Source organism: Actinomadura nitritigenes (assembly GCF_017573545.1).
Lineage (GTDB): Bacteria > Actinomycetota > Actinomycetes > Streptosporangiales > Streptosporangiaceae > Spirillospora > Spirillospora nitritigenes.
The window spans coordinates 137,092-157,592 of sequence record NZ_JAGEOK010000014.1; the positions used below are offsets into that span (position 1 = coordinate 137,092).

The 20,501-nt window shown below is 73.7% G+C and carries 19 protein-coding genes and 1 pseudogene; 6 read left to right on the forward strand and 14 right to left on the reverse strand.

Features of this window, described 5'->3' with window-relative positions:
• Positions 1-52 precede the first annotated feature (52 nt).
• Positions 53-811: an SDR family oxidoreductase gene (locus J4557_RS22805; protein WP_208268748.1), complete on the reverse strand. Its 759-nt coding sequence runs from the start codon at positions 809-811 to the stop codon at positions 53-55.
• A 197-nt stretch (positions 812-1,008) separates the two neighbouring features.
• Here J4557_RS22805 and J4557_RS22810 point away from each other — a divergent pair, with 197 nt between their 5' ends.
• Positions 1,009-1,920, forward strand: coding sequence for an RNA polymerase sigma-70 factor (locus J4557_RS22810; protein WP_208268749.1), 912 nt, complete (start codon positions 1,009-1,011; stop codon positions 1,918-1,920).
• Between the two features lie 192 nt (positions 1,921-2,112).
• Here the strand turns inward: J4557_RS22810 and pheA are convergent, their stop codons facing one another.
• The 3 genes from pheA to J4557_RS22825 all read right to left on the reverse strand — a co-directional run bounded on the left by pheA (position 2,113) and on the right by J4557_RS22825 (position 5,147).
• Complete coding sequence (gene pheA / locus J4557_RS22815) at positions 2,113-3,051, reverse strand: prephenate dehydratase (RefSeq protein ID WP_307800138.1); 939 nt, start codon at positions 3,049-3,051, stop codon at positions 2,113-2,115.
• A gap of 252 nt (positions 3,052-3,303) precedes the next feature.
• The gene (locus J4557_RS22820) at positions 3,304-3,756 is read right to left on the reverse strand and encodes a DUF4446 family protein (RefSeq protein WP_190851383.1); all 453 of its coding nucleotides are present in this window, start codon (positions 3,754-3,756) and stop codon (positions 3,304-3,306) included.
• Positions 3,756-5,147 carry a glycosyltransferase 87 family protein gene (locus J4557_RS22825; RefSeq protein WP_208268750.1) on the reverse strand — a complete coding sequence of 464 codons (1,392 nt, stop codon included), beginning with the start codon at positions 5,145-5,147 and terminating at the stop codon, positions 3,756-3,758. The genes J4557_RS22820 and J4557_RS22825 overlap by 1 nt, the downstream gene beginning before the upstream one ends.
• Before the next feature lie 206 nt (positions 5,148-5,353).
• Here J4557_RS22825 and J4557_RS49790 point away from each other — a divergent pair, with 206 nt between their 5' ends.
• A complete protein-coding gene (locus J4557_RS49790) occupies positions 5,354-7,615 on the forward strand; it encodes a hypothetical protein (protein WP_307800139.1) in 2,262 nt (753 codons plus the stop codon).
• Positions 7,616-8,162: 547 nt separating this feature from the next.
• On the opposite strand, the pseudogene mptB reads toward J4557_RS49790, so the two are convergent.
• From mptB to J4557_RS22840, 3 genes and pseudogenes are all read right to left on the reverse strand, one after another.
• Positions 8,163-8,906: pseudogene (gene mptB / locus J4557_RS49795) on the reverse strand (polyprenol phosphomannose-dependent alpha 1,6 mannosyltransferase MptB); the annotation flags it as partial.
• Positions 8,907-9,016: 110 nt separating this feature from the next.
• Positions 9,017-9,763 carry a glycosyltransferase family 2 protein gene (locus tag J4557_RS22835; RefSeq protein WP_208268752.1) on the reverse strand — a complete coding sequence of 249 codons (747 nt, stop codon included), beginning with the start codon at positions 9,761-9,763 and terminating at the stop codon, positions 9,017-9,019.
• Positions 9,764-9,835: 72 nt separating this feature from the next.
• On the reverse strand, positions 9,836-10,168 hold the full coding sequence (locus J4557_RS22840; RefSeq protein WP_190851203.1) for an STAS domain-containing protein: 333 nt from the start codon (positions 10,166-10,168) through the stop codon (positions 9,836-9,838).
• Positions 10,169-10,456: 288 nt separating this feature from the next.
• Here J4557_RS22840 and J4557_RS22845 point away from each other — a divergent pair, with 288 nt between their 5' ends.
• On the forward strand, positions 10,457-10,828 hold the full coding sequence (locus J4557_RS22845; RefSeq protein WP_208268753.1) for a hypothetical protein: 372 nt from the start codon (positions 10,457-10,459) through the stop codon (positions 10,826-10,828).
• A gap of 69 nt (positions 10,829-10,897) precedes the next feature.
• Here J4557_RS22845 and J4557_RS22850 read toward each other — a convergent pair whose 3' ends face one another.
• Both J4557_RS22850 and J4557_RS22855 read right to left on the reverse strand, forming a co-directional pair.
• The gene (locus tag J4557_RS22850; RefSeq protein ID WP_307800140.1) at positions 10,898-12,013 is read right to left on the reverse strand and encodes a sensor histidine kinase; all 1,116 of its coding nucleotides are present in this window, start codon (positions 12,011-12,013) and stop codon (positions 10,898-10,900) included.
• Positions 12,010-12,738, reverse strand: coding sequence for a response regulator (locus J4557_RS22855; protein WP_279576142.1), 729 nt, complete (start codon positions 12,736-12,738; stop codon positions 12,010-12,012). Before J4557_RS22855 ends, J4557_RS22850 begins: the two co-directional genes overlap by 4 nt.
• A 99-nt stretch (positions 12,739-12,837) precedes the next feature.
• On the opposite strand from J4557_RS22855, the gene J4557_RS22860 reads away from it, so the two are divergent.
• From J4557_RS22860 to J4557_RS22870, 3 genes are all read left to right on the forward strand, one after another.
• On the forward strand, positions 12,838-13,602 hold the full coding sequence (locus tag J4557_RS22860) for a hypothetical protein (protein ID WP_208268755.1): 765 nt from the start codon (positions 12,838-12,840) through the stop codon (positions 13,600-13,602).
• 87 nt (positions 13,603-13,689) lie between these two features.
• The gene (locus tag J4557_RS22865; protein WP_173097526.1) at positions 13,690-13,860 is read left to right on the forward strand and encodes a hypothetical protein; all 171 of its coding nucleotides are present in this window, start codon (positions 13,690-13,692) and stop codon (positions 13,858-13,860) included.
• A 79-nt stretch (positions 13,861-13,939) separates the two neighbouring features.
• Positions 13,940-15,496 (forward strand): long-chain-fatty-acid--CoA ligase, encoded by a 1,557-nt coding sequence (locus J4557_RS22870; RefSeq protein ID WP_208268756.1) that lies wholly within the window; start codon positions 13,940-13,942, stop codon positions 15,494-15,496.
• 72 nt (positions 15,497-15,568) lie between these two features.
• Here the strand turns inward: J4557_RS22870 and J4557_RS22875 are convergent, their stop codons facing one another.
• The 5 genes from J4557_RS22875 to J4557_RS22895 all read right to left on the reverse strand — a co-directional run bounded on the left by J4557_RS22875 (position 15,569) and on the right by J4557_RS22895 (position 20,404).
• Positions 15,569-16,471, reverse strand: a complete 903-nt coding sequence (locus J4557_RS22875; protein WP_208268757.1) for an endonuclease/exonuclease/phosphatase family protein — start codon at positions 16,469-16,471, stop codon at positions 15,569-15,571.
• A 206-nt stretch (positions 16,472-16,677) separates the two neighbouring features.
• The gene (locus J4557_RS22880) at positions 16,678-17,904 is read right to left on the reverse strand and encodes an alpha/beta hydrolase family protein (protein ID WP_208268758.1); all 1,227 of its coding nucleotides are present in this window, start codon (positions 17,902-17,904) and stop codon (positions 16,678-16,680) included.
• A 114-nt stretch (positions 17,905-18,018) separates the two neighbouring features.
• Entirely contained in the window at positions 18,019-19,035 is a 1,017-nt protein-coding gene (locus J4557_RS22885) for an ABC-2 membrane transporter-related protein (protein WP_208268760.1), read from the reverse strand.
• The gene (locus J4557_RS22890; RefSeq protein ID WP_208268762.1) at positions 19,035-19,943 is read right to left on the reverse strand and encodes an ABC transporter ATP-binding protein; all 909 of its coding nucleotides are present in this window, start codon (positions 19,941-19,943) and stop codon (positions 19,035-19,037) included. Before J4557_RS22890 ends, J4557_RS22885 begins: the two co-directional genes overlap by 1 nt.
• Positions 19,940-20,404 (reverse strand): GntR family transcriptional regulator, encoded by a 465-nt coding sequence (locus tag J4557_RS22895; RefSeq protein WP_208268763.1) that lies wholly within the window; start codon positions 20,402-20,404, stop codon positions 19,940-19,942. The genes J4557_RS22890 and J4557_RS22895 overlap by 4 nt, the downstream gene beginning before the upstream one ends.
• Positions 20,405-20,501: the final 97 nt, after the last annotated feature.

Genomic DNA, 20,501 nt, shown 5'->3' on the forward strand with positions numbered 1-20,501 from the left:
CCGCCTCCGGCCGGTCACGGATCGACGCTCGATGCGGGGGTGCAGGCCGTTGTCAGGGCTGGGCGTCGAGCCACTCCTTGAAGGTGGGGCCGGCGAGCCGGGCGTGCGGGCCGGGCAGGAGGCCGCCCGCGGCGGCGTACTCGGCGTCGGGCAGGCCGGGATCGGCGACGCCGACGACCTTCACGCCCCGGCGGGCACCGAGAAGCGCGGCCGCTTCGGAGACGATCTCCCTGCGGGGCCCGGCGACCTCCGGGATCGGCCCTCCGGGGGTGGGCCCCTCGGGGTCGGCGGCCAGGTCGACCAGCGCCTCGGCCACGGTGCGCGCGGCGACGAGCTGGCTGGGCCAGTTCGGGATGTAGGCGACGTCGCCCTGCTGCCAGTCCATGAGCTGCCCGACGAACTCGTGGAACTGCGCGGCCCGCAGGATGCGGGCGGGGAGGAGCCCGGACAGGTGCAGCTGCTCGTGCACCTTCTTGGCGACGCCGAAACCGGCGGTGGTCTTGTCGATGCCGATGATGGACGCCACGGTGATGTGGGCGACCCCTGCCGCGTGCCCGGCCTCGTGCAGGTTGCGGGCCGACGTGCGGAAGAAATCCGTCGCCTCCTCCTCCTCGGAGGCGTGCCAGGACGCGACGTCGATGATGGCGTCGGCCCCGGCGAGCGCCTCGGCCAGGCCCTTACCGGTGATGACGTCCACGCCGGTGGCCCGTGCCATCGGCACGACCTGGTGGCCCCGTTCGGTGAGGACGTCGACGACGTGGCGTCCGAGCCGTCCGGTCGCTCCCGCCACGGCGAACTTGCTGCTGCTCATCGTTCCTGCCTTTCCTGTAAGGGGCGCCGCGAGCCCGTCAGGGGCGGCGTCCTGACGAACACGAGACGGCGGCGTCCCGGCCCCCGTAACAGCGCGGCCATGTGACCTGGGTCATCGCGAAGGGCGTGTTACGCACCGGCGCGGACCGGCGTCTAGTGCATGGAGAAGGGCTGCGAACCGACGGGCAGGAGCCGGGCATGAGCGAACGCACTGTGGACACCGCCGACCCGATGGACTCCGCCACCGAGGCGTTCGTCGCCCACCGCAACCTGCTGTTCACGGTCGCCTACGAGATGCTCGGTTCGGCCACCGACGCCGAGGACGTCCTCCAGGAGACCTGGCTGCGCTGGGTGGGCGTCGATCGGGCCACCGTGCGGGAGGAGCGCGCCTACCTGGTGCGGATCGTCACCCGCCAGGCCCTGGACCGGCTGCGCGCGCTCGGCCGGCGCAAGGAGTTCTACGTCGGGCCGTGGCTGCCCGAGCCGCTGCTGACCGCGCCGGACGTGGCCGAGGACGTCGAACTCGCCGACAGCGTTTCGATGGCGATGCTGCTGGTGCTGGAGACGCTCCAGCCGACCGAACGGGCCGTGTTCGTGCTGCGCGAGGTCTTCGACCTGGACTACGAGGAGATCGCCGAGGCCGTCGGCAAGAGTCCCAGCGCCGTCCGCCAGCTCGCCTACCGGGCGCGGTCGCACGTCGCCGCGCGCCAGCCGCGCGGCTCCGCCACCCCGGCCGAGACGCGAGCCGCCCTTCTGGCCTTCCAGCGGGCCGTCGAAACCGGCGAGCTCCAGAGCCTGCTCGACATCCTCGCGCCGGACGTCGTCGCCCTGAACGACGGCGGCGGCGTCAGGCATGCCCTCCTCCGGCCCGTCGTTGGGGTCGGCAACGTCGCCCGACTGCTGGCCGTGGGCTGGTGGAGGCGCGACGGCGAAAGGGTGCTCGAACCGGTCTACGTCAACGGCGCTCCCGGGCTGCTCGTGCGGATCGACGGGGAGATCGACGGCGTGGTCGCGGTACAGATCGAGAACGGCCGCGTCACCGGCCTCTACCACGTGCGCAATCCCGAGAAGCTGTCCCACGTCGAGCGCGAGACCCCCATGACCCGCTGACCCGGGCGAACTCAGAGGGCGGCGCGGAGCGGGTGGGACCGAGCGCGTCGGCCAGCGCGTAGCGGCCCTCCCAGTCGTCCGACAGAGTGTCGAAGAGGTGCAGGCCGTCGGGCCTGGCCTCCGCGACCCAGGAGTTGCCCGACCGGTCCTCCTCCGGGCTTCGCCCGGCCTTGGCCGTGCGGCGTGCGCGGCTCAGGCGTGGCCGGTGCGGATGGTGCTGAGCCAGGCGGCGGCCTCAGTGAAGTCGTTGTCGTGCGTGCCGCGGCGGATCTCGGGGCGGACGCGGTCGGCGCGCGGGTAGGACCCGACGAAGCGGACGTCCGCGCAGATGCGGCGCAGGCCCATCAGCGCCTCGCCGACGCGGGCGTCGTCCACGTGCCCTTCGAGGTCCATCCAGAAGAGGTACGAGCCGAGGCCGGCGCCGGTCGGGCGGGACTGGATCAGCGACAGGTTGATGCCGCGCACGGAGAACTCGGTGAGGATCTCCAGCAGCGCGCCCGGGTGGTCCTCGCCGATGAACGCGACGACGCTGGTGCGGTCCATGCCGGTGGCGGCCGGCGGCGCGCAGGGGCGGCGCAGCTGGACGAACCGGGTGACGGCGTCGGCGACGTCGTGGATGTCCTCGGCGAGGACGGCGAGGCCGTAGCGGGCGGCGGCGAACGAGCCGGCGAGCGCGGCGTCGTAGTGGCCGTCGGCGACGTGCTGGGCGGCCTCGGCGTTGGACGTGGCGGCCCGCCACTCGGCGTCCGGGACGTTCTCGGCGAGCCAGCGGCGGCACTGCGGCTGCGCGATCGGGTGCGACGCGACGGTCTTGATGTCGGCGAGCGCGGTGCCGGGCCGCACCAGCAGCGCGAACGAGACCGGCAGGTGGACCTCGGCGACGATCTGGAGGGGCTCTCCGGTGGCCAGCTCGTCCAGCGTGGTGGGGACGGAGCCCTCGACGGAGTTCTCCAGCGCGACCACGGCGGAGTCGGCCTCGCCGCGGCGGAGCGCGTCCAGGACGGCGGGGACGGTGGCGAGCGGGAGCTGCTCGGCGGCGGCCGCGCCCGGCAGGGACATGAGCGCGGCCTCGGTGAACGTGCCCTGCGGACCCAGGTAGGCGTAGCGTTCTGGCCTGGTTTCTGCGGTCACGAAGATCCCCCGAGGGCGCGGTCCGGCGGTGCACCTGCTTCTGCGGTGCCGAGAGAGACGAGTGTACTTGCCGCCGCGTAAAGTCCCGGCCGGGGCGGCGGGCGCGCGCGGTGCCGCGCCTCCGGCCCCGGACCGGGCACGTTCCCGGGAATCCGGGTGCGACGGCGGGGCTCGCGCGCCGGTCGGGCGCGGGAGCGCGTCCCGCGGCCGGTCAGGGCGCGGGCGGTAGAGGTGCGGGCGGTGGCGGCCCGGTCAGGCGCGGGCGGTGGAGGCGCGGTCGCCGAAGTCGGGCAGGGGGTCGTCCATCGAGACGATGGGCCCCTTGCCCAGGCGGGCGGCGCGCAGCACCTGGTTCTCCTCGGGGGAGAGCATCTCGACGGGATGCCCTCCCTGGACGGCCTTGGCGTAGGTCCTGGTCTCGGTCCGCCCGTTGATCGAGCTGAGCACGACGCCGTCCCCGACGGCGTTGAGCACGGCGAGCGAGAAGGACCGGTGCCCCGACATCTCCTTGAGCGCGTCGTAATGCACGATGGCGAGGTCGCGCAGCGCGCGTTCGTCCACCTCGCCGGAGGCCACCTGGAGTTGGCGCCTCAGCATTTCCCCGCACTCTTCGACGACCTGGTTCACCCGATTGTGGGCCACCACCGCGATGGAGAGCCCGGCCACACCGGCGACCAGGCCGGCGACGGCCACCGCGACAAGCATCACGTGGCGAGCGTACCCACCTCGACCTGCCGTTGCGAAGGATCCTCGCGACCGGCCCGCCGGGTGACGCGGTGCACGAGCCAGTTCCCGAGCAGGAGGATGGCGACGATCGCCGCGAGGCCGAACGAATCACGCTCCAGACTGCCCCAGAAACGGGCGATCGGAGGGTGTCCGGTGCCGGACAGGTGCGACCCCCACCAGGGCAGCGGGAACAGAAAGAAGATCCAGAACATCAGGCCGAAGAGACATCTTCGCGTGTCTCGCCCGTCGCCCACCAGAGCCCCGATGACCGGGATGATCCACACAAGGTGATGAATCCACCCGACGGGGGACAGAAGCACGGACAGCAGCCCGGTGATCGCGACCCCGGCGAGCAGCAGGCCGTACGCGCCCGGACCGGACGCCGGGTCGGCGGCGGCGCAGTGGTCGGTCCCGACCGGTCCGGTGACGGCGGGGCGGGCGCCGGCCAGGGCGTCCGCCGCGTACGTCGCCCGGCGCGCCAGCTTGAAGCCGGCGTACGCCATGGCCAGCGCGAGGACGAGCCACACGGCCGTCCGGGCGGGGCCCTGGTCGAGGACCCGCGCGACGATCCCGTTGATCGCCTGGTTCGTCGTCCCGTCGACGGCGCCGGTCCGGTCGCCGCCCTGCAGCAGGGCGCCGAACCAGTAGGCGGCCGAGGCGTGTGGCAGCACCGCGAACCCGCCCAGCGTCGCCACCACCGCGGTGGCCAGCGCGTTCACGAACGCGTCCCGGCGCCCGGTGATCAGGAAGTAGACCAGGAACACGCCCGGCACCAGCTTGATCGCCAGCGCCAGCCCGACCAGCAGCCCGCGCGGCCAGCGCGGCGAGCGGGTGCAGCAGTCGGCCAGGCACATCGCCAGCAGGAACACCCCGACCTGCCCGAACCGGACCTGGTCGCGGACCGGGTCGAGCCAGGCCGCCCCGGCGACCAGCACTCCGGTCGTCAGCGGCGCCCACCGCCCGGTGCGGCGGATCAGGTCGCGGAACGCGTACCAGACGGCCACCGCCAGCGCGGCGTAGATCAGCACCGTCCACGCCCACTGCGCGGCCCGCCACGACAGCAGCGTGAACGGGACGGCGAGGAGCGCCGCGAACGGCGGGTAGGTGAACGGCAGCAGCTGCGGCGGCTGGGTCAGGAAGTCGTACAGGGGCGCGCCGCGCAGCACCGCCAGCCCGCCCTCCCGGTAGACCTCCAGGTCGACGAGCCGCTGGTCGGGCTGGTTGTAGAGCCACCGGGAGACGATCGGTGTGACGGCGGCCACCACGACGGCGACACCGGCCAGCGCGATCAGCGCGTCCAGCGGCGACCACCGGGCCCGCGCGCGCCCCGGCCGCCGGGCCGCCTCGCGCGTCCCGCTGACTGCTCGCATCCCCACATCCTGGCGTAGTCGGGCCCGACCGGGCCGGGGCCCGATCGGTGGCCCAGCCCGAAGGATATGCACCCCGGAAGCGCACCGCGCGCGGTGTGCCGGAGCGCTCCCGCCCTGCCCGGAGGCCCGGCGCGCCATGGTGAAGCTCTTGTAACCTGAGCGCCATGACGCAGCGGGGGGCGAATATCGGGATTTTCGTCGCCGCCGTGGCCCTGTTGACCGCCGTGCTCGCCCCTTCGGCGGCGAGCGCCGCGACGGCGCCGGCCGCACCCGCCCCCGCCCTCGCTTCGACTGCGCAGGCGGCCGCGATCAGCGGACGCGTCGTGATCATCGGGATTCCGGGCCTGATGTGGAGCGACGTGAGCGCGAAGACGACCCCCGCGCTGTGGGGGCTGACCCGCGACGGCTCGGCGGGCGGGCTCAGCGTCCGCACGACGCGGACCAGCACCTGCCCCACCGACGGCTGGCTGACGGTGTCGGCGGGCCAGCGGGCCCGGCTCGCGCACGGCGACTGCGCGCTGCCCCCGACCCCGATCCTGCCGGGCCAGCCAGCCCCTGCGGGAGCGCCGCCCGCCGGCGGCGCCGTCGCGCCCGGCTGGCCCGCGATCAAGAGCGACAACGCGGGCACCGGCTACCACGCGCAGATCGGCCTGCTCGGCGACGCCGTCCACGCGGCGGGCGGCTGCACCCTCGCCGTCGGCCCCGGCGCGGTGTTCGCCGCCGGCGACGGCGGCGGCCGCGTCGACCGCTACGTCGCGTCCACCGACCAGGCGGCCTCCGCCGACTGGGCGCGCTGCCAGCTCGCCGCCGTCGACGTGGACGAGATCTTCCGCGCCTACCTCAACGCGGGCGTCGACCCGCACGGCGACCAGGTCCCCGTGCCCGACGGCAAGCGCGCCGCCGCCGCGTCCGCCGCCGACCGCCGCGTCGCGCAGGTGGTGAGCCAGGTCCCGGCGGGGACGACGATCCTGGTGGCGGGCCTGTCCGACACCGGCGTCAACCCGCACCTCCGCGTGGCCGTCGCCAAGGGCGGCGGCTACGGGCCCGGCCTCCTCACCTCCAGCGCGACCCGCCAGGACGGCCTGGTCACGCTCACCGACCTGACGTCGACGGCGTTCCAGCAGCTCGGGCTCAAGGAACCGCAGCAGGCCGTCGGGTCCGCATGGCGGTCCCAGCACTCCGGCGACTCCACGGCCACGCGCGTCGAGGACCTGGAGGACGAGGACGTCGCCGCGCAGGCGATCCGCGCCGTCCAGACCTCCTTCTACTGGGTGCTGTTCGCGACGCAGCTCGTCCTGTACGCGATCGCGGCGCTGGCGCTGCGGCGGCTCGGCAACGACCCGCGCTCGCGGGCCCGGATCCTCGGCGGCATGCGGGTGATCGCGCTGCTCGGCGGAGCGGCGCCCGGCGCGTCGTTCCTGGCCGGGCTGATGCCGTGGTGGCGGGCCGCGCACCCGACCCCGGTGCTGATCTGCGCGGTGCTCGGCTTCGCGGGGCTGATGACGGGCGTCGCGCTGGCCGGCCCGTGGCGCCGGTCGGCGTTCCTGCCCGGGCTGGTGATCACCGCGGTCACCGCGGTCGTCCTCGCGCTGGACGTGATGACGGGCTCGTCGCTCCAGCTCAACACGCTGATGGGGTACACGGCGCTGGTCGCCGGGCGCTTCTACGGGTTCGGCAACCAGGCGTTCTCGCTGTTCGCGGTGGCCGCGATCCTGACGGCGGCGTGGGTGTGCGAGTTCCCGCTGCGCCGCCACCGCGCCGAACCGGACCCGGGCGGCCCGGCCGGGGCGTCCCGCCGCGCGAAGACCGTCTCGGTGGGGATCGTCGCGGCGATCGGGCTGCTCACCGTCGCGGTCGACGGCCTGCCGGCCTGGGGCAGCGACTTCGGCGGCGTCATCGCGATCACCCCGGCGTTCGCGATGCTCGGCATGATGATCACCGGCAAGCGGGTGTCACCGGTGAAGCTCGGCGCGTTCTGCGCGGCCGGGATCGCGCTGGTGCTGGCGATCTCCTGGTGGAACTCGCGGAGCGCCAACCCGACCCACATGGGCCGGTTCTGGCGCGACCTCATGGACGGCAACGCCTGGGACGTCGTCACCCGCAAGTTCGACGCGATGCTGAACAGCCTCGGGTACTGGCCGTTCACGCTGGCGCTGGCCGCCGCGCTGGTGTTCCTGTTCTTCGTGCTGGCGCGGCCGACGCGGTGGCCGGCGGTGTCGCTGCTGCACCGCGCCTACCAGCACACCATGACGATGCGCCCGGCGCTGATCTGCGCGCTCGCGGTCGGCATCATCGGGACGCTGGTGAACGACTCGGGCGTGGTGATCCTGTCGGTGGCGTTCAGCCTGGCGACCCCGCTGATGCTGGCGGCCGCGGTGCGGTCGCTGGAGCTCGACCTGGACGAAGGCACTGAACAGCCAGGGCCGCGAGCACCGCGAGCAGCGTCCACGGAATCACCGTCGGCCTGACGACGGTGAACAGCCACGACAGGTCGTGCGGCATCCCGATGCGCTGGGGCGCGCGCGCGGGAAGGTAGGCGAGGCTGAGCGCGGCGGTGTGGGCCAGCAGGATCCAGTCGATGCGCGACAGGGGGAGCAGCGCCAGCAGCGCCCAGCCGAACCCGTCGTACCAGGGCAGCACGTAGGGCGCGGCCAGCAGCCACGCCATGACGAACGCCGTGGCCATCCGCCGGTTGGCGACCTGCCCCGGATGCTCCGCCAGCGGGTCGTCCTTCGGCAGGCCGCGCGCCAGCAGCAGGAACAGGACGATCCCGAGCAGCAGCGAGCCGGTCTTGATCACGTCGCGCTGCGAGCCGCGGCCCAGCATCCGGTCGAGGAGATGCCAGGGGGTGGCGAACGACACCATGTTGCTCGCCTCGTGCACCTGGTCGAGGGCGTGCGGACCGGCCAGCGCGTACGCGGTCGCGGCCGTCGCGGCGGCGCCCCCGGCCAGCGCGACGAGCCCGCCGAGCGCCCGCCACCGGTGGCCCTTCCACCCCTCGCGCAGCAGCACCCACGCCGGGCCGCCGCCCGCGAGCGCCGCCGGCATCTTGATCGCCCCGCCGACGCCCGTGAGGACCCCGGCCGCCAGCGCGCTCCCCCACATCCGCCACCGTCCGCCGGCCGCGTACGTGTCGAACACCGTCAGCGCCGCCACCATCGGCGCGATCGCCAGGACGTCGTTGTGCGCGCCGGAGATCAGGTGGAACAGCAGGAGCGGGTTGCACGTCCAGAGCAGCGCGGTCCGCAGCCGCCGGTCCTCGTCGCGGGACGTCCGGTAGAGGATCAGCGCGGTCACCGCGAACGCCAGGACGTTGAACACCGACAGCACGAACACCGTCAGCCGCACCGAGCCGCCGCCGATCCACGACGCGACCGCCTGCTCCCCCGTCGCGATCGGCCCGTACACCGACGGCGTCGACCGCCACTCCTCGGGCGCCCCGGCCACCGGGTCCTTCGGCAGGTCCACCGCACGGGTCTCGTACGGGTCGTGCCCGGTCGCCGCCATCCGCCCGTACGACGCGTAGTTCAGATGGTCGGTCGACCCGACCGGCGGCATGAACATGAACGCGACCGCCGCCAGCAGTCCCGCCGCGACCAGCGGGAACGCCCGGACGCGCCACCCCCGCCGGACGGCGAGGAAGCACAGCGCGAGGCCCGCCGTGCCCGCCGCGACCCCCGCCACGACGAGCCCGAGCACCAGGTACGGCGACGGGTGCACGTCCAGCGAGTACGGCGGCTCCCCGAACCGCGCGTCCATCGCGGGCTGGAAGGCGGACGGCCCGAGCAGCGCGGTGGCGAGGAAGCAGCAGAGGGAGGCCCCGATGGCCCACAGCCCGGCGGTCCCCGGCCGCGCGGGACCGGGGCGGGTCACGTGCGGCGGCCGCGCAGGCGGGCGAGCTGCTCGGCCACGACCGGCTCGCGCACGGCCAGCGCCCTGGCCACGTCGCGGAACTGGCGGCCGCGGTGCAGCTGCGCGCGCCAGTCGGTGCCGGTCGCGCGGTGCGCCAGCGGCACCTCCACCTCCGCCACCCGGAAGCCCTTGCGCAGCAGGTCGATGGTGAGGCCGGTCTCCACGCCGAACCCGGCGGCGAGCGGCAGCGCGGCGTCGAACGCGGCGCGGGTCAGGCAGCGCTGGCCGTTCAGCGGCTGCGTCGCCTCCCAGCCGGTGGCGCGGCGGATGCCGTCGCGGGACAGCCGGACGACGAACCCGTGCCCGCCGAGCTTCACCGTCGAGGAGAACGCGGCGATCGTCATGTCGGCCTCGCCGGCCAGCACCGGCGCGACGAGCGGTGCCGCCTCGGCGGCCGTCTCGGCCAGGTCGGCGTCCAGGAACAGCAGGTGGCGGGGCTGGTCACGGCCCTCGCCCAGCAGCCGGACGGCCTCCGCGCCGGTCTCCATCGCGGCGCCCTTGCCCCGGTTGCGGGCGTGCCGCACGACCCGGGCCCCCGCCTGCGCCGCCACCGGCCCGGTCCGGTCGGACGAACCGTCGTCGACGACGACGATCAGGTCGGCCCCGGGCAGCTCCTGCGCGGCCTTGACGGTGGCCGCGATGCGGTCGGCCTCGTCCTTGGCCGGGATGATCACCGCTACACCCTGCGTATCCGCGTCCTGCATATCCGCGATCGTAGTCGGCGGGCGGGCATGCCGCCGTGAACAACCGGCGACGGCGAGGCGACCGGCGGCCGATCAGTCCAGGGCGGGCGCCGCGTCGTCGGTCACGGTGAACACGGTGTCGAGTCCGGTGACCTGCAGGATCCGCTTCACGGCCGGACGCGGCGCGGCGAGCTCGAGCGAGCCGCCCTGCTCCTTGATCCGCTTCATGGCCGAGAGCAGCACGTTCATGCCGGTCGAGTCGCAGAACTCGACGCCGGCCAGGTCGACCACGATCCGGTCGACGTCGCCGCGCAGCAGCCCCGCGAGGGCCGCCTGCAGCCTGGGCGCGGTGTACAGGTCCAGCTCGCCGGTCGCTGTGACGACGGCGTGACCTCCCTGAGACGCGGTCGAGACATTTAGCTCCACGTCCGGCACACTATCTCGACTCCGCTCCATGAGCCAGACGGTTCGCCAAGTCGCGTGTGGCGCGGGCGTGTCCCTGGCGCGGCGCCGCCCCGTCCAGCCCATACGCTTTGAGTACTACGCACCGTGATGTCGCGGTTTCGGGCTTGGGCGGGGCGCGGCACCGGTTCGCGAGCGCCTCCCGTGCCGTCCGGGCGCGGCCCCAGGGGAACTCCCCGTTCCCCCTTCGCGGACGTCCCGAGTAGGGAAGGCTGGCCCCGTGCAACAGCGGCATTGGGGGGTGCGCGGCACGTGAAGGCCGACCGTACGACCGACCCGAGGCACGCGCGGCTGCGCGAACGCCTCGACGCGATCCGCGCGCGCTCCGCGAAGTCCACCTCGTGGCGCATGTCCACGCAGTACCTGTCCCGGCTGGTGAACCGGGACGGCTTCGTGCCGGTCAAGACCCGGCTGACCCGCGAGGACCTCGCGTTCCTCACCGGTGCCCGCGACGAGGTCATCGCGCTCGCCGAGCTGGGCGTCCGGATCCTCGACCTGCACCGGCCGCAGGAGGCCGGCGGCATCACCAGCGACCCCGACAGCCCCATCCGCCGGTGCCGCGCCTGCATGTGGCGCTGGCCCTGCCCCACCTTCCGCGCGATCGACGACTCCCTCGACCACTGAGTCGCGGCGCGTCGTCGTTCTGACGCGCTCACGACGACGGCACGCCGCAGCTCGGCGGGGGCGGGAAGATCAGGCGGGGAGGGGGAGGCGGACCTCGAAGCGGCAGCCCGGGCCGGCGTTCGCGACGCCGATCTCGCCCGCGTGGGCCTCGACGATGCCGCGCGCGATGGCCAGGCCGAGGCCGGCGCCGCCGCCCGGCGTGCGGGCCGTCTCGCCCCGGAACGCCACGTCGAACACGCGCGGCAGGTCGGCCTCCGGGATGCCGCCGCAGGCGTCCGCGACGGTGACGCGGGCCTCGCCGCCGCGCACCTCCCCGGTGATCTCGACGGCGCCGTCGCTCGGGGTGTGCCGGATCGCGTTCACCACCAGGTTCCGCAGCGCCCGCCCCAGCTCGCCGGCGTCCACATGGACGGGCAGCCCCGCGCGGACGTCCCCGCTGATCCGCACGCCCTTGGCCCGGGCGAGCGCCTCCGCGCCCGCCACCGCCTCGGCGACCAGGTCGGCGAGGCCGACGCGCTCCCGCGACAGCCGCAGCGCGCCCGCGTGGATGCGCGACAGCTCGAACAGGTCGTCCACCATCTCGGCGAGCCGCTCGACCTCCACGCGGATGCGGCCGTGGTAGCGGCGGACGGTGCCGCCGTCGGCGACGACGCCGTCCTCCAGCGCCTCCGCCATCGCGCGCAGCCCGGCGAGCGGGGTCCGCAGGTCGTGGCTGACCCACGCGACCAGCTCGCGGCGGCTCGCCTCCAGCGCCTGCTCCCGCTCGTGCGCCGCGGCGAGCCGGTCGTAGGCGGCCTCCAGCTCCCGCGACAGCTCCGCCAGCTCGGCGGGCAGCGGCGCGGCGGGCGCCCGGAACCGGTCCGCGCGGACGGCCTCGACCAGCACCCGGTTCGCGGCCACGAGCCGCCGCCCGAGCAGCACGGACACCACCGTCGCGACCAGCCCGGCCGACACGACGACCGTCAGCACGACCGACCGGTCGTGGTCGTTGATCAGCATCAGGACCGAGATCACCATGATGCCGGAGACCGTCGCCAGCACGGTCGCCGCGGCGACGACGCCCAGCTGGACCGCCACCGACCGGGCGCGCAGCAGGTGCAGCAGGCCGAGCGCGACCGCCGTGACCACCAGCGCGGCGAGGGCCGCGTAGAAGACGACCAGGAGCAGGTCCGGGAACGGGATCACCGGCCCGCCTCCCCGCCGTCGCCCGGTTCGTACCGGTAGCCGACGCCCCACACGGTGACGATGCGGCGCGGCGCCGTCGGGTCGTCCTCGATCTTCTCGCGCAGCCGCCGGACGTGCACGGTGACCGTCGAGGAGTCCCCGAACGACCAGTCCCACACCCGTTCCAGCAGCTCGTCGCGGGTGAACGCGCGGCGCGGATGGCGCATCAGGAACGCCAGCAGGTCGAACTCGCGGGACGTCAGCGCGAGCGTCGCGCCGCGCAGCCCCGCCTCGTGCGCGCCGACGTCGACCACCAGCTCGCCGTCGCGCAGCGGGCCCGCGGGGACGGTCGGGACGAGCGCGCCGCGCGCGCGCCGCAGCACCGACCGCACGCGCAGCGCCAGCTCGCGCGGGCTGAACGGCTTGGTCACGTAGTCGTCCGCGCCGGTCTCCAGGCCGACGAGCCGGTCGGTCTCCGCGCCGAGCGCGGTCAGCATCACGATCGGGACCGCGGAGGTCTCGCGCAGCCGCCGGCACACCTCCAGGCCGTCCATCCCGGGCAGCATCAGGTCCAGGACGACCAGGTCGGGCGCGTTCTCGCGGGCGCGGCGCAGCGCCGCGGGGCCGTCCGCGACGCACTCGACGTCGTGGCCGTCGCGGGCCAGGTACCGGGCGACGACGTCGGCGACGGTCGGATCGTCGTCGACCACCAGCACCCGGCCGGCGTGGTCCTTCGGCGGCATCATTCGTTCACGCTACGGGCACTCGCGCCGGTTCCGCTCCATCCGTCACCACTCCGTAAGGGTTCGCCTGCGGCTGCGAACGATGACCGCTTTAATGGGCGAATGTCCCAGTCTCGTCCCCCGACGTCCACGGGCGGCGCGATCGCCATGGTCCTGGTGGGCGGCGCCGTCGCCACCGGGGTCGTCACCCTGATCGCCGCGTTCGCCTCCTACCCGTCCCCGGAGATGCTGAGCTTCCGCACCTCGACGGGCTTCTACCTCTTCAACTGCGCGCTCTGCGGGCTCGTCACCGCGCTCGGGCTGCTGCTGTGCCGGCCGCGCGGCCCCCTCCCGCCGATCCTCGCCGCGGTCTCCGCGTTCGTGGCGTTCGAGGTCGGCAAGCGCATCGGCGCCACGCTGGCCCTGATGATCGGCCTGGAGCGCATGCCGGACGGCATGATGAGCGCGATCATGAAGCCGCACTTCAACAAGTACCTCGCCTACGAGCTGCTGGCCGTGGTCATCGCAGGCGGGATCGCCGCGCTGCGGGTCGGGACGAGCGGCGGCTTCGGACCGGGCGGGCAGCGTCCGCCCGCGTGGACGGGACCGCAGCCGGCCGTCGGATACGGCCAGCCGATGCCGGGTCAGCCGATGCCGGGTCAGCCGCCCATGGCCCACCCCGGCCAGCCGCCCATGGCGCCTCCCGGCCAGCCGTACGGCGCGCCCGCCGGGCAGCCGTCCTTCGCGCCCCCGCCCGGTGGCGCCGCCGCACCAGGCAGCCAGCCTCCGCCGCCGTCCGGCCCGCCGCTCGACGCGCCGCCGCCCGGAAGCCAGCCGCAGCCCCCCGAGGCGACTCCGGGCGGTCCCCTGGGCGGCCCTCAGGGTTGACCTCCGCCGAACGGTCCAGAGGGAGCGGGCGCGGCTTCGTACTGAAGGGTGATGCTCCGCCCGCGATGACCGCATACGGTGAGGGACATGGGTAAGACAATCCTGACCATTGTCGGCGTGGTCCTCGCGATCTGGCTGCTGATGACGGTGATCGGCGCGATCATCTCGATGCTGAAGTTCTTCTTCTTCATCGGGTTCGTCGCGGTCATCGTCGTCCTCGCGGTGACCCTCGTGTCCAAGATGGCCCGAAGCAGGTAGCGCTTTCCCCTTGCGGGGCTTCGCCGATGACCGCATGATGCCGGGACAACCAGGCGGTCATCGGCGAAAGGGACCTACCGTGCCGGGTCTGACGGAGATTCTGCGCGAGCGGGCGCTCGCGCAGCCGGACCGCGTCGCCTACATCGCGGGCGACGCGAGCCTCACCTACCGCGAGTTCGACCGGCGCGCCGACCGGGCCGCCGCCGCCCTCGCCGCCGCCGGTGTCGGGCGCGGGGACCGCGTCGCGATCCTCGACAAGAACTCGCTCGAGTACGCCGAGCAGCTGTTCGGCGCGGCGCGGATCGGCGCCGTCCAGGTGCCCGTGAACTACCGGCTCGCCGCCGACGAGGTCGCCTACATCGTCAACAACGCGCAGGCCAAGGTCTTCATCGTCGGGCCCGAGTTCGTCCCGGTGCTGGACGCCATCGCCGGGAAGCTCGAGCACACCACCCACACCGTCGTCATCGGCGGCGAGGGGCACGCCCACCTCGACTACGCCGCCTGGATGGACGCCGCCGACGCCGACCCGCCCGCCCACGAGGGCGCCACGTCGGACGTCTTCGTGCAGCTCTACTCGTCGGGCACCACGGGCCTGCCCAAGGGCGTGATGCTCACCCACGACAACTTCCTCGCCGCGCTCGAGGTGACCAACGACGCCTGGGACGTCGACGACACGACCGTCCTCATGGTCGCGATGCCGATGTACCACGTGGCCGGCAACGTGCTGACGGTCTCGGTCGTCTACAACGGCATCACCGGCGTGATCAGCAGGGAGCCCGATCCGACCGAGATCGCGCGGGCGATCGAGCGGAACCGCGTCACGCACATCTTCCTCGTCCCGGTGCTGCTCCAGTTCATGCCGCTGATCCCCGAGGTGGCGGCGTGCGATCTGTCGAGCCTCGAGCTGATGCTGTACGGGGCGTCGCCGATCAGCGAGGACGTGCTGCGCGGCGCGATGCGGATGCTGCCCGGCACCGACTTCATGCAGGTGTACGGGCTGACGGAGGTCACCGGCGCGATCACGATGCTGCCCGCCGAGGACCACGACCCGGACGGCCCGAACGCGCGCCGGCTGCGCAGCGCCGGGCTGCCGAACGCGGGCTGCGAGCTGCGGATCGTCGACCCGGCGACGGGCGAGGACGTGCCGGCCGGGCAGGTCGGCGAGATCGTCTGCCGTACCGCGCAGAACATGAAGGGCTACTGGGGCATGGAGGAGGCGACGGCGTCCGCGCTGTCGGCCGACAACTGGTTCCGCACGGGCGACGCGGGCTACCTCGACGAGGACGGCTACCTCTACATCCACGACCGGGTCAAGGACATGATCATCTCTGGGGGCGAGAACATCTACCCCGCCGAGGTCGAGAACGTCCTGATGGGGCATCCCGCCGTCACCGACTGCGCGGTCATCGGCGTGCCCGACGAGCGGTGGGGCGAGACGCCCAAGGCCCTGGTGGTGCTCTCGGAGGACGTCCCCGAGCAGCAGATCATCGACTACTGCCGCGAGCGCCTCGCGCACTTCAAGTGCCCGACGTCGGTGGAGCGCCGCGACGCGATCCCGCGCAACCCCACCGGCAAGATCCTCAAGCGGGAGCTCCGCGCCCCCTACTGGCAGGGCCGCGACCGCGGCGTCCACTGACCCCCACGGCCCGCCCCACCCCCGGCCACCGGCGCCCGCCGGCGGCCAGGGGCAGCCGGTGGGCGGGCGGGGTCAGCGGAAGCGGATCATCGCTGAGACGGGGCGGTGGTCGGACGACTTGTCGGTGCCGGCGGGCACGGTGCACGAGACGGTGGCCGACTTGGTGATGAACAGGTAGTCGTCCTTCTCCACGGCCGTGCCCTGCCAGTTCTGCAGGGTCTTCGCGCCGGTGCGGGACGACCCCGACTGGTCGCACTCGGCGTAGGCGCGGTACAGCGGGTCGAGCGCCGCGTTCTCGGGAGGCTCGGCGAGGTCGCCGCCCGCGACGACGCGGGTGCCGGCGCCCGCCAGCGAGGCGAAGGCGCGGGCCTGCTTGCGGCGCCACTCGCCCTGCGGGTCCTCGGCGGGCGAGCTGAACTGCGTGACGCACAGGCGCGTCCGCCACGCCCCGGCCTCCCCGCACAGGGCGATGCGCCGGGCGCCGGACGGCGACGGCAGCCGCGTCTGCTGGACGCCGTCCAGCGCGACGCGCGCGCCGAGCGCGACCCCGAGCCGCCCCTGGCCGCCCACGCAGGACGGGCCGTCCGGATACGCGGCGAACTGCCAGCTCCACGAGGCGAACCAGGACGCCTTCTTCAGCGCCTGCACCTGCCCCGAGCAGATCTCCTGGAGGAACGCGGCGTTCGCGTGGACCTTCCGCCCGCCGACCTCGGTGACGTGCAGCTGCCCGGCGACGCGCTTGGCGAGCTCGGCGGGCCGGGAGCCGAGCGGGCAGCCGGCCTCGGGGGCGCCGCAGACGTTCCAGTCCACCGCCGTGATCGCCGCTTTGGGCGGCGGTTTGCGGACGGCGCCGTCGGCGTGCGCCGGGCCGCCGCCCGGGAGTCCGTCGATGTCGGCGCCGACGCCCGCGGCCGTGACGACGGCGGCGGCTCCGCAGACCGAGAGAAGGGGAATCAGAGCGCGGGGGGCTCGCACACGTTCTCCATGAGGGGGGAAATCAGCGGGGATGTTGGGAGAGATCCCACCACATCACGATCTTGTCCGCCAGCAATTCGCGCTCGTTCGGTCACTGCGCGGTCGACCAATTTCGGCCGACCGCAAGCAACGACATGGTCATGAAACGACAAGTCGACAAATCACCGGGAGCCCGGCGGATCGACCGACGACCCGCCGGGCCGGCATCAAGGGGACTGGAAGGTGACCTCGGGGTCGGCCGATGACGGGCCTTCGAGCAGGGGCTGCGGGGTGCCTTCGAGGTGCAGGCCGAAGAAGGCGCCGACATAGGTGCGAGTGATCTGCTCCGAGCGCTGCGGGGAGAGCGCGGTGCCGGGTCTGCCCGCCCAGGCGGAAAGGACGGGCATATCGGTGAAGGTCCCGTGGTCGGAACCGGCGACGGTCAGCCAGCGCTTCCAGCCGTCCAGGCTTCTCCACGCCTGTTCCCAGGTGGGATCGGCGCCCGGGGCCTCGTGTTCCGCGCCGAACATCAGGAAGGGGCGATGCCCAAGGCCGGTGGACGGGACCGGCGCGTAGAAGGTGCCGTCCATGTCCACCCCCGCGCGGACCCGCCGGTCGGCGGCCATGGTCGCGGCGGCGGCGTCGCCGCCGATGGAGTGCCCGGCCATGCCGATGCGCCTGGAGTCGATCAGGTGGGCGTCGCGCCAGGCCGGGTGGTGGCCGGTCAGCCGGTCGATCACGAAGGAGATGTCCCCGGCCCGGCTCCGGGCGATGGCCGGCTGCCCGCCCGCGGGGGGCTTGTCGCAGATGGCACAGGCGAGGGTGCGTCCGTCGGGGAAGGTCGTACCGGAGTTCTCGTAGGTGTGGTCGACCAGCGCGATCACGTACCCGTGGCTGGCCAGGTCCTCGGCGAGGCCGGTGAGGGTGGCGCGCGGGAACCCGAAGCCCGGTGAGAGCAGCACCAGCGGGAAACGGCCGCCCGCCGGGCGCGCGCCGGTCCGCGCGTAGGTGCGGGTCGCGCTGAGCGCCTCGGGCGGGAATCCGGCCCCCGGAGCCTTCTCCCGCAGGAACAGCCGGGCCTCCTCCGTGGTCATGTACGCGGCGGGCCCGCCGGTCCCGGGCCGGGCGGGGTAGTACATCGACACCATGAGCTGCCGCGGGCCGGCCGACGGCACCCAGGGATCCGGTCGGCGGGTGTCGACGAGGTGGAGGACGGAGCGGCCGACCGCGTGCGGGCCGGTCGGGGGAGGCAGGACCGGGGATCCGGCAGGCCGCGCGGCGGAACGCGCGGCGCGTGCGGCGGCGACCTGCTGTGCCGGCGAAGCGCCGCAGGCCGCCGTCGCCAGCGCGACGCCCAGCAGGGCGGCGGCCGACCGTGACGCACGTGTGCGGCCGCGCAGGCCGGTCCGGACCCGGCCGACCGGCCGGGGCGCATGGGTGATCTCTGGTTTCATCGGTTTCCCGTTTCGTGGAAGGGCATGCGACGCCGGTGGCGCCGGAGGGCACCGGCGTCACTGGACGAGCGCGGGAGTGTGGACGCCGGATCGTGCCGATCCGGCGGGCGGGCTTCAGCCGATCCGGCGGCGGACCAGCCAGACGGTGGCGATGCCCAGGAGCAGGATGAGCAGCGTCATCCAGCCGGTTTCGATGAACTGGAAGGTCCAGAACCGTCCGGCGGGGTGGTAGCTCGTCACGATGGTGTAGTGCCGGGCCTGCAGCCAGTCCCTGTACGAGACGGACGGAGTTCCGTCGCTCGACGATGGGATCTGTGCCAGGTACTTCGTGAACAGGACGTGGCTGTCGCCGGTGTTCAGCAGGTGCCCGTTGGGATCCACGTACGCCCTGCCGACCACCCAGTCACGCGGGTTCGTCCCGCCTGCCGTGACGAGTGGCGTCATGTAGTACTTGCGAAGCTCGAAGACGAGTGCCAGGACCAGCCCGGACATGCCGAGGAAGACCCCGGCGACCGTGGCGATGCTGCGGCGGGTCAGCAGGCCGGCGAACACCCCGGCCGTGAACGCCAGCAGCGTCTGGACCGGAAAGACGACTCCCTTGAGCTCGAAGCCGAGGTAGTCGCCGAAGCCGAAACGCATGACGTGGTCCAGAGGCGCGTTGTACCAGGTGTACAGAGCCCCGTACGCCTCTGCCACCGCGGCCAGCACCGCGGCGACCAGCAGCAGTTGCGTCAGCAGCAGGCGGGTCCGTCCGGCGCCCTGGGTCCAGGCGAACCGGTAGGTGCCCGTCTCCAGCTCCCGGGCGATCAGCGGCCCTCCGGCGATGGCGCCCAGGGCCGCGGGGAGCAGCAGGAGGAACAAGAACGGCACCTGCTGCGGGTACCAGTCGAAGAACTCCATGCGGAGGTGTTCGCAGCGGTCGCCGGTGAACGAGGTGCACTGGTTCAGCCCGAGCCGGTGATAGGTCGAGCGGGCCCGCAGGCCACCGGCCACCATCAGCACGGCGAAGCCGGCCAGCATCCCCAGCAGGGCGTAGAAGGCGGTCCGGTGCCGGCGCCACGTCACCCAAGCGGCGCCCAGCCGGGGCAGCGGGCCGCCGGGGGCCGGGGCCGCGGAATCGACCGCGGTCATCAGCACGCCACCTGTTCGCCGCGTCCGGCTCTCGGCCCGGGGAGCACCGAGGCCGACGGTTCGCGCATGTAGGCCAGTACCAGTTCCTCCAGCCCGACCGGGTGCCGCTGCCAGCCCGGCGGCGCGGCGTCCTGGTCGGTGCCGCGGACCAGCAGGTGAGCCTGCGCGGCGGCGCGCCGGTCCCGGACGACCGGGAGGTGCTCGGCGACGGCGTCGGCCCGGTCGGCCGGCCCGGTCAGGACGTGATGACCGGCCACCAGGTCCTCGGCCTCGCCCGACACCTGGATCCGCCCGCCGTGCACGACGACCACGTAGTCGCAGACCCGCTCCAGCTCCGCGACGACGTGGGAGGAGAACACCACCGAGACGCCGTCCTCCGCCACGGCCGCCAGCAACGCCGCCATGAAGTCGTGCCGGGCCACCGGGTCCAGCGCGGCCAGCGGCTCGTCCAGGATCAGCAGTTCCGGGCATTTGGCGAGGGCGAGGGTCAGCGCCACCTGGGACCGCTGGCCGCCCGACAACGCGCCGACCTTCTTCTCCAGCGGAATGCCCAGCTCCGCCAGCCGATCGCGAGCGCGCCGGTCGTCCCAGCGCCGGTTCAGGCTGCGCCCCACCCGCAGCATGTCGGCCACGGGCAGATTGCGGTAGAGCGCCGCCTCCTGGGCCACGAAGGCGACGGCGTCCAGCGCGGCGGCCGACCCCGCGGCCCTGCCGCCCGCCACCCGCACGCGTCCCGCCGTCGGCGTCGCCAGCCCGGCCGCCAGGCTCAGCAGCGTGGTCTTGCCCGCGCCGTTCGGGCCGACGAGGCCGACCACGTGCCCGGCCGGGATCGCCAGCGAGCAGTCCCGCAGCGCCCACGTACGGCCGTAGCGCTTGCCGAGCCCGGACGCCTCGATCGCGGTGCTCATGCGACCACCCCCGGGCGGCCGCCGCCTTCCTCGCCGCTCCGACCCTCCCGGCTCTGCCGCAGGTCGTGCAGCGCGGCCGTGAACACGGCGCTCATGCCGTCCTCGTCGAGGCCGGCCTCGGCCGCCGTGCGCATCCAGGCCAGCATGCTCTTGTGCAGGGCCGCCTGTTCGCGCAGTCCGACCCGGTCCAACGCGCCCTCGACGAACGTGCCGACGCCGCGCCGTCCCGCCACCAGCCCCCGGTGCTCCAGCTCCCGGTACGCCTTCAGCACCGTGTTCGGGTTGATCGCCAGCCCGGCGACGACGTCCTTGACCCGCGGAAGCTGGTCGCCCCTGCGCAGGTACCCCAGCCGCATCGCCTGCTCCACCTGGTGCACCAGCTGGAGATAGGTCGGCACCCCCGAGCCGGGATCGAGCCGGAACTCGATCGGCGACGGCGAACCGGCTTTATCTATATCCATAGTTATGGAGTTAAAGGGGTATTGATCGCCGCTGTCAACCTCCGTGCCGGCCTGATGGGCCGATCCGGATCGGAGAGGGGCCCGGCAGGTCGCCCCG

Excerpts from the sequence above, each read along its gene's own strand:
- J4557_RS22805 (WP_208268748.1), bottom strand. The coding sequence starts at position 811 with ATGAGCAGCAGCAAGTTCGCCGTGGCGGGAGCGACCGGACGGCTCGGA.
- J4557_RS22810 (WP_208268749.1), top strand. The coding sequence starts at position 1,009 with ATGAGCGAACGCACTGTGGACACCGCCGACCCGATGGACTCCGCCACC.
- J4557_RS22820 (WP_190851383.1), bottom strand. The coding sequence starts at position 3,756 with ATGCTTGTCGCGGTGGCCGTCGCCGGCCTGGTCGCCGGTGTGGCCGGG.
- J4557_RS22825 (WP_208268750.1), bottom strand. The coding sequence starts at position 5,147 with ATGCGAGCAGTCAGCGGGACGCGCGAGGCGGCCCGGCGGCCGGGGCGC.
- J4557_RS22835 (WP_208268752.1), bottom strand. The coding sequence starts at position 9,763 with ATGCAGGACGCGGATACGCAGGGTGTAGCGGTGATCATCCCGGCCAAG.
- J4557_RS22855 (WP_279576142.1), bottom strand. The coding sequence starts at position 12,738 with ATGATGCCGCCGAAGGACCACGCCGGCCGGGTGCTGGTGGTCGACGAC.
- J4557_RS22860 (WP_208268755.1), top strand. The coding sequence starts at position 12,838 with ATGTCCCAGTCTCGTCCCCCGACGTCCACGGGCGGCGCGATCGCCATG.
- J4557_RS22865 (WP_173097526.1), top strand. The coding sequence starts at position 13,690 with ATGGGTAAGACAATCCTGACCATTGTCGGCGTGGTCCTCGCGATCTGG.
- J4557_RS22880 (WP_208268758.1), bottom strand. The coding sequence starts at position 17,904 with ATGAAACCAGAGATCACCCATGCGCCCCGGCCGGTCGGCCGGGTCCGG.
- J4557_RS22885 (WP_208268760.1), bottom strand. The coding sequence starts at position 19,035 with ATGACCGCGGTCGATTCCGCGGCCCCGGCCCCCGGCGGCCCGCTGCCC.
- J4557_RS22890 (WP_208268762.1), bottom strand. The coding sequence starts at position 19,943 with ATGAGCACCGCGATCGAGGCGTCCGGGCTCGGCAAGCGCTACGGCCGT.
- J4557_RS22895 (WP_208268763.1), bottom strand. The coding sequence starts at position 20,404 with ATGGATATAGATAAAGCCGGTTCGCCGTCGCCGATCGAGTTCCGGCTC.